Below are 7,288 nucleotides of genomic sequence, written 5' to 3' on the forward strand. Positions count from 1 at the left end.
AAAAACCTTAATTTTACAAGCGTTTATACTACGTTATGACTCATAAATCTGGCGAAGGTATTGATAAGCAGGATGCTTCTCGTCTGGAGTTTAGACTAGTTCCCGGTGCGAAACTCAAAGAGAAATAAAGTCTTTAGTTTAGATTAGTATCGCTTGAGTTAGATTCAGTATTTAGTAACCGTTCAGGGGGGCGCCGAAGCCGCTAAAAATCTGCTTGGTAAAAACTTTGCTGGTATCTTAAACTCGGACAGATATGCATCCTATAACTGGGTAGATATATCGCGTAGACAATTGTGCTGGGCACATTTGAAACGTGAATTTATCAAAATATCGGAACGAAGCGGGGTATCTGGGGAACTAGGAGCCGCACTCGTTAAACAACAAGAAAAATTATTTGAGTTATGGCATTGAGTTCGCGATGGTACTTTGGCTCGTTGTGACTTTGTTAAAGTAGCTAATAACATTCGTAGTGAGATAAAAGAATTATTAGAAGAAGCTGCTGACTACCAGATTACATCTATTGAAAAAACACCTCTAGCTAAAACTGTTCGCACCTGTCGCCAATTACTCAAGGTTGAACCCGCGATGTGGCTGTTTGTAACAACAGAGGGTGTGGAACCAACAAATAATGCAGCAGAAAGAGCTATTCGTCCTGCTGTTATATGGCGACGCACCAGCTTTGGCACGCACTCCACTTGCTGGAAGTACTTTTTTCGCGCGGATGATGACTGTGGTTACTACTCTTAAGTCTCAGCATCGTAATGTTTTAGAATTTATGGCACAAGCTGTAAAATCTAAAGATACCTCAGTATAAATACGGTTAGTAGTGCTGGCTTTTCACCGTAAGTCCTCAAACCACGAAAACACGTGACTTTTTCCACAAGATAAAGCGCAACTACTTCCACCAGCAATGAACTTTCTTAACGGCAGACAAGAAGGTAATAATTTATTTCATAGCTTCAGCAATTTCTCTGTGCCGACTAGTGGTGCGGCGAAATTCGATTTAACAAATACGCCCAATATTACAACTATAGGATGGCGCCGTAACGCTCAAACAAATCAGCTTTGGCACTTTTCTAGCTGTAATCTATAATTGGTGAAGCGTATGCGCTCGTTAACAAGTGCGGATACCTAGATATCGGCAAGCCTCCATCTGGAATTTAGTGATGCGGGCAGTTGAATACAGAACTCGCTACCTTTATCCAACTCGGATTGTACTTCTAGGCTTCCCTCATGTTTTTCGACAACAATTTGACGGGCGATCGCTAATCCTAAGCCAGTACCTTTACCCACGCCTTTAGTGGTAAACAAATGGTCGAAGATTCTCGCTTTCACATCTTCGCTCATGCCTTTGCCGTTATCGCGAATCGAGATGAGAACTTGATTTTCAACTATTGCCGTGCGAATCGTTATTTTTTGAGGATGGGCTGCTATTTCTTGATATGATTGGGTTTTTGCCATCTCATCAAACATATCGATCGCATTAGCCAGGATATTCATAAATACTTGATTTAATTGTCCTGGAAAGCATTGGATGCTTGGTATTTTACCATAATCGGTAATAACTTGAATAGCTGGGCGATATTCATTGGCTTTGAGGCGATATTTTAAGATTAACAGTGTGCTATCGATGCCTGCATGTAGGTCAGCACTAATTTTATACTCAGTATCAGCACGAGAGAAGGTGCGGAGGCTGTTACTGATAGATGTGATGCGATCGCTCGCACCCTGCATGGAGTTAAGTAACTTTGGTAAATCCTCACTGAGATATTCTAAATCAATGTCTTGTGCCTTTTTTTGCCCTCTATCAGCAACATCAGGATGATATTGCTGATAGAGGGCAATATAGTCGAGTAAATCCTGAACATATTCTTGAGCATTATTTATACTGCCATTGAGAAAGCCGATGGGATTGTTGATTTCATGGGCGACACCTGCAACTAAGTTACCCAAGGATGCCATTTTTTCACTCTGGACTATTTGCAGTTGCGATTGTTCTAGTTTTTGGGCGTAGGTTTGTGCTTTTTGATAAAGCTGGGCATTTTCTAGAGAGATCGCCGCTTGGGAGCAGAGGAAGTTAAGGATGAGGATGCGATCACTAGTAAATACCCCACTGGTTGAGCAATTTTTTAAAGACACAATCCCAATTAACTTACCGTGGTTGATAATTGGCAGGCATAACAAACTCTTGGGTTTTTTACGGGTGAGATATTCATCTATGATGGGTAAATCAGTGTTGAGATTGTCAATCATCACCACTTGTTGAGTGTTTTTTACATACTGAATTAGTTTCACAGGTAGATTTGTATTGCCATCCAGCAGTTCTGCACAAAGTTGTGTGGTTTCTGATGTAGCTATAGCTACAGCTTGCCATTCACCCTCAGAATTAGGACAGATTAAAGTACAGCGATCGCCACCTGAGTTTTGGAGAATAATTTGGGTGAGTTGATGCAGTAACTCATCAATTTGCAGAGTAGCAGATAAACTTTGAGAAGCCTTGATAATAGTGGCAATATCGAGAGCGTTATTAATGTTTGTGCTATGAGCAAAGCTAGCATCTATAGACGTGTGGAGGGAAACATCGGGTGTAATTGTGGTTACTAAGCTTTCCAAAACATTCAGGGGTTGGGATACTGAGTGAAGAATTGGACGCAGTAAATGGGGATAGCGATGTTCTAGATCGTCAGTTTTCGCTTTCGCTCCCCAACGAGCATAGCAGTAGTAGGCTTCTTGCATATAGACAGCAGCAATTTTTTCTTTGCCCCAACCAAGGTAGAATTTGGCAGCAAGTTCATTGGCGATCGCTTGTTCGTGGATATAGCCATTTTCTTGGGCAAGAGCGATCGCGCGATCGTATAAATCTAGCGCCTGTTGTGGATGCTCTAAAATACGCTGTTCTTCAGCACAGATCAAATCATATCGATGCTGGCAATTCATGGGCGCATAGGTAGCCCAATTTTGTAGCTTTTCTTGAGCATCAGCGATTATTGACCATAATTCATGTGTCTGAGAATTTGCGTCTAACTGAGCGAAACAGGCTAAAGCTGTATAAAAATACAGTATTGGCACATTGAGCATACCAGTACCGCCTCCAGAATTCAGCTTTGCTTGTTGACAATGATAAAATGTTTGCTTATAAGACTCGAATAAATAGGTTAAAGTTAATTTGCACATATGGAAGTGCCATAAGCCCGTTTGGTTGTTAGCTTGTTCCAGATTTGCCAAAGTTACCTCTTCATCAAAAATTGTGCCAACTAATTTAGTTGGGTTCTCAGATTTTCCTAAAATATTAGCAACCGTTTGATGGAGGATATGCAAGTAGCACAAGAGTGCTTGTTGTTTGATGTTTTCCAAACCGATGCTGTAAACCTGACATTCTGTTTCTAAAGCAGTGAGTTCTTTGCCAACAAAATAAGCATGAAAGGCGTAGGTATAACCCGAATAACCAGCACAAGCAAGATCGCCAACTTTGAGTCCGAGGGTATAGGCTTCTTGTAACGGCTGTAGAGTTGTCGCCGCATTTTTTAGCCAGTGAACAGTAAACTTGCTGGTCATGTATAAAACTTTCGCTGCATACTCCTGGTTATTGAATTTATTTAATAACTGTAAAGCGAGTTGACCAAACTCATATCCTGTTTTGATATCGCCAACTGTAGCACAAAGTAATAATCCATAAACCACATATCCAAAGGTTGAGGCGGGAATATTACCGTGAGTGACTGATAACTGCACCTGCTTGCAGCAAATCAAGGGATACAGGGCTGGACATGCTAAGTAGGTAGGCCCACTAATTTGGACTAACATTCGCAGAAGTGCTTGGAATTGGGGCGAGATCATTACAGGCAAGGTTAACAGTTCAGCTGTAGAACGTCCTGCCAATTGGTTCTGGGTTTGTTCGAGAAAATCGGCAAAATCTTGTTTATCAGGCTGACTCGGAAATTCAATGCCAAAAGATTTGAGAAAGTTCAAACCTGTAGTTAAAGCTTTTGTAAATTCACCTTGGCTAGTGTAAGCATCGATTTTGATTTCATAGACCTTCGCTGTATCCAACAAGTTGCGAGCTTGTTGGAGGACAATTTCCGCCAATACTTCCATCCGCGCCAGATCCGTCTTCAGATATGCAGCTTCAACCGCGCTGCTATAGCAGGCTAATGCTAGATCATACTGAGTTTGCCAGCTATCAGCTGGCAGCAAATTACAGGCATATTGTAAGCAATAGGTTGCAGTGTCGTAGGCAGTGGTGGCGATCGCTTTACGCCCTGCTCTCAAATTCAGCTCTATTAGCCTTGCTTGCTCCACCGCATCCATCATCAGCGTACACCCAATATTCAATTGGTTGACGATATCGAAAAGTTGCTCCTCTAGTTGTTCAGCAGATGTATGCCTCAATAAGTGACGGCCAATAGTCAGATGAAAAACCTGTTTCTGCTGCTCTGGAATGAGCGAATAAGCAGCTTGCTGGACGCGATCATGGAGGAATTTGTAAGCAACGGTAATTGCAGCAGCGCGATCGCTATCATCTAAGTCATTCCCTTGAAAGAACTTGTAGGTTTCACTAATCGGTAAAATTAATCCTTCCTGTAACCCTTTCCACAAGTTAGCCGCTACTTGCTGAGGCGATTGCTCACAGACGATGGCGAGAGTGTTCAAGTCAAATTGATTACCGATACATGCTGCCAGTTTCAGGATATTTTGAGTTCCATCAGGTAATTTTTGCAACTGTTTGGACACAAACTCCACAACATCATCGGTTAATGCAGCCTCGCGTACCTGAGTGATATCACATTGCCAATGTCCAGCCTGTATATTAAAGGTAATGAACTGATCTTGATGCAGAGTTTTGAGAAATTGCGTTGCAAAAAAGGGGTTTGCCTGTGTTTTTTGATACACCAATTCTGCTAGAGGTTGTGCCGATACCTCAGCACATTTCAGCATATCCGCTACCAAGTGATTTAGGCTGGTTCTACTCAAAGAGGCTAGGGTAATCCTGTTTACCGTGGTTCCCGCTTTGCTTACCTCATTTAAGGTCAGCATTAACGGATGGGCGGGAAAGATTTCATTATCCCGATAGGCTCCAATCAGCAGCAAATATCCTTTTTGCGCTTCACTTATCAACAACTGCATCAACTTTAAGGATGCCAAGTCTGCCCACTGCAAGTCATCCAAAAAAATCACTAGGGGATGTTCTGGGGTGGTAAAAACTTGAGTAAATTTCTGGAACAGCAAGTTAAATCGATTCTGTGCTGCCGTACCCGATAGCTCTGCTGCGGGTGGTTGTGTGCCGATGATGCGTTCCAATTCGGGGATTACATCAATAATTACTTGGGTGTTGTCTCCCAAAGCCTCAAGAATAGAGGCTTTCCATGCTTGTAGTTGCATATCAGATTCTGAAAGCAACTGTCCAATTAAATCCCGAAACGCTTGGATAAAGGCAGAGAAGGGGATATTGCGATTATACTGGTCAAACTTACCTTTAATGAAATAGCCTCTCTGCTGAACAATTGGTTTATGAACTTCATTCACAACCGCTGTTTTACCAATCCCAGAGAAGCCAGCTACTAGCAATAATTCTGAAGTACCGTTACTGACTCGCCCAAAAGCATCTAATAGTGTTTGAACTTCTGCTTCTCGTCCATAGAGTTTTTCTGGGATGGTGAAGCGATCGCAAATATCCCGTTCTCCAATGATAAAAGACTCAATCTTACCTGTTTTCTGCAATTGTTCCAGGCAAATTGCCAAATCATGCTTCAAACCCAAGGCACTTTGGTAGCGATCTTCCGCATTTTTGCACATCAACTTAGCGACAATTTGGGCGATAACCTCTGGGATTTGGGAGTTTAATTCGTCTACCCTAGGCGCATGCTTGGCAATGTGGTTATGTACCATTTCTAAGGGATCATCTACTGGGAAGGGCAACTTTCCTGTAAACAATTCAAACAGCGTTACCCCTAAACTATAGAAGTCACAGCGGTAATCAATCACCCGATTCATCCGCCCGGTTTGCTCTGGTGCAATATAGGCTAATGTTCCTTCTAAGACATTTGGATGTTTTATCTCACCATTTTCTTTCGGTAATAGTGAAGCGATGCCAAAGTCAATTAGTTTGACTTGTTTAGACTTTGGATGAATCAAGATATTTGCGGGTTTAATGTCTTTATGAATCACGCGATTTTGATAAAGGTCATGCAGAATTTCGGCTAGTTGCAGGGCGATCGCCAGCGCATCTAATAATTTTAATGTATGAGTTTGGGTATATTTTGATAATGCTATACCGCCAAAATCCTCCATTACCAGTGCATAGCCATTGCCATAAGGTAAGAGACAATCGGGACGAATCACACCAGGAAGATTAAGATTTTTAGGGATCGTGTATTGGTTGCGAAAACGTAACAAGTCATGGAAACTCGGATAATCTTGTTGCAGCAATTTAATCACTATAGGACGCTGGCTTAATTCTTCCACTGCTCGATAAACTATTGTCCGATTACCCACATAAAGTTGTTCTACAATTTCATAGCCAGAGAGGAGGGGTAACGGATTTGTGTAGGTATTGCTTGCTAGCCTCATAGTCTTAGACAGAATTTAATCGGAAATAGTTATTAAGCTTATATTTCCCTCAAATTTTCTGAATATAACATTTTTTAAGTAATTTAGCACACAAAGTACGCAATAACCGTTAATGGTTACCTTTGAACAAGTAAATTTTCTGACTGGGAACTCTATGCATTAACCCACCAAATAAGACTTTCAGCAGTTTCTGTTGCTTCAAATATTGCAAAAGGGTACGGTAAACGTAGCAAAAATGAATACATTAATTTTCTTCATATTGCTTTAGGTTCGCTACGTGAGTAGGATACACAGCTCATTATTGCTCAAAGAGTGAAGCTTTTAGAACCCACATTCCGCACTTAAAGTTGAAGTACAAAAAGATTACAAGCAAGTAAAAAGCAAAAAATCAGGATGATGAAGGGCGAACAGTGGCCAAGCTGTCACCAGCCGCCATGTAAAGTTGGAAAAACTCTCTGGGAAAGGGTTTCAGAAAAATTTGTGGCATTCTCCGCTACTCAACTGACCTTCAAGCCTTAAAACTGTTGCTGCATAAGTGTGACCAGACCCTGGCAACTTTTGGGTCTGGTCACAGCTGTAGTCAGTCGTATTGCACGGGTATATAACTTAGACCATATCAGCCAAAAATACCATTGTTTTTTATTTTGCAAAAAACCACTTTTTAACAGGCGCCGGAGCGTCGGCACGTATGAAAAAACGTGCCATCCGCTTTAGTTATTAT

Annotated in this window: 2 protein-coding genes and 2 pseudogenes; 3 read left to right on the forward strand and 1 reads right to left on the reverse strand. The window is 41.6% G+C overall.

From position 1 onward, the window contains the following. Window positions 1-234 precede the first annotated feature (234 nt). Both AC2JBO_RS41030 and AC2JBO_RS41035 read left to right on the forward strand, forming a co-directional pair. Window positions 235-747: pseudogene (locus tag AC2JBO_RS41030) on the forward strand (IS66 family transposase). Window positions 748-910: 163 nt separating this feature from the next. Next, window positions 911-1,093 carry a hypothetical protein gene (locus AC2JBO_RS41035; protein WP_496959378.1) on the forward strand — a complete coding sequence of 61 codons (183 nt, stop codon included), beginning with the start codon at window positions 911-913 and terminating at the stop codon, window positions 1,091-1,093. A 38-nt stretch (window positions 1,094-1,131) separates the two neighbouring features. Here the strand turns inward: AC2JBO_RS41035 and AC2JBO_RS41040 are convergent, their stop codons facing one another. Beyond that, complete coding sequence (locus AC2JBO_RS41040; protein WP_496959377.1) at window positions 1,132-6,567, reverse strand: trifunctional serine/threonine-protein kinase/ATP-binding protein/sensor histidine kinase; 5,436 nt, start codon at window positions 6,565-6,567, stop codon at window positions 1,132-1,134. Window positions 6,568-6,708: 141 nt separating this feature from the next. Here AC2JBO_RS41040 and AC2JBO_RS41045 point away from each other — a divergent pair. Continuing rightward, window positions 6,709-6,849: pseudogene (locus AC2JBO_RS41045) on the forward strand (four helix bundle protein); the annotation flags it as partial. Window positions 6,850-7,288 lie beyond the last annotated feature (439 nt).

This window comes from Calothrix sp. CBUCES-K 9914 (assembly GCF_059640475.1).

Excerpts from the sequence above, each read along its gene's own strand:
- AC2JBO_RS41035 (WP_496959378.1), top strand. The coding sequence starts at position 911 with ATGAACTTTCTTAACGGCAGACAAGAAGGTAATAATTTATTTCATAGC.
- AC2JBO_RS41040 (WP_496959377.1), bottom strand. The coding sequence starts at position 6,567 with ATGAGGCTAGCAAGCAATACCTACACAAATCCGTTACCCCTCCTCTCT.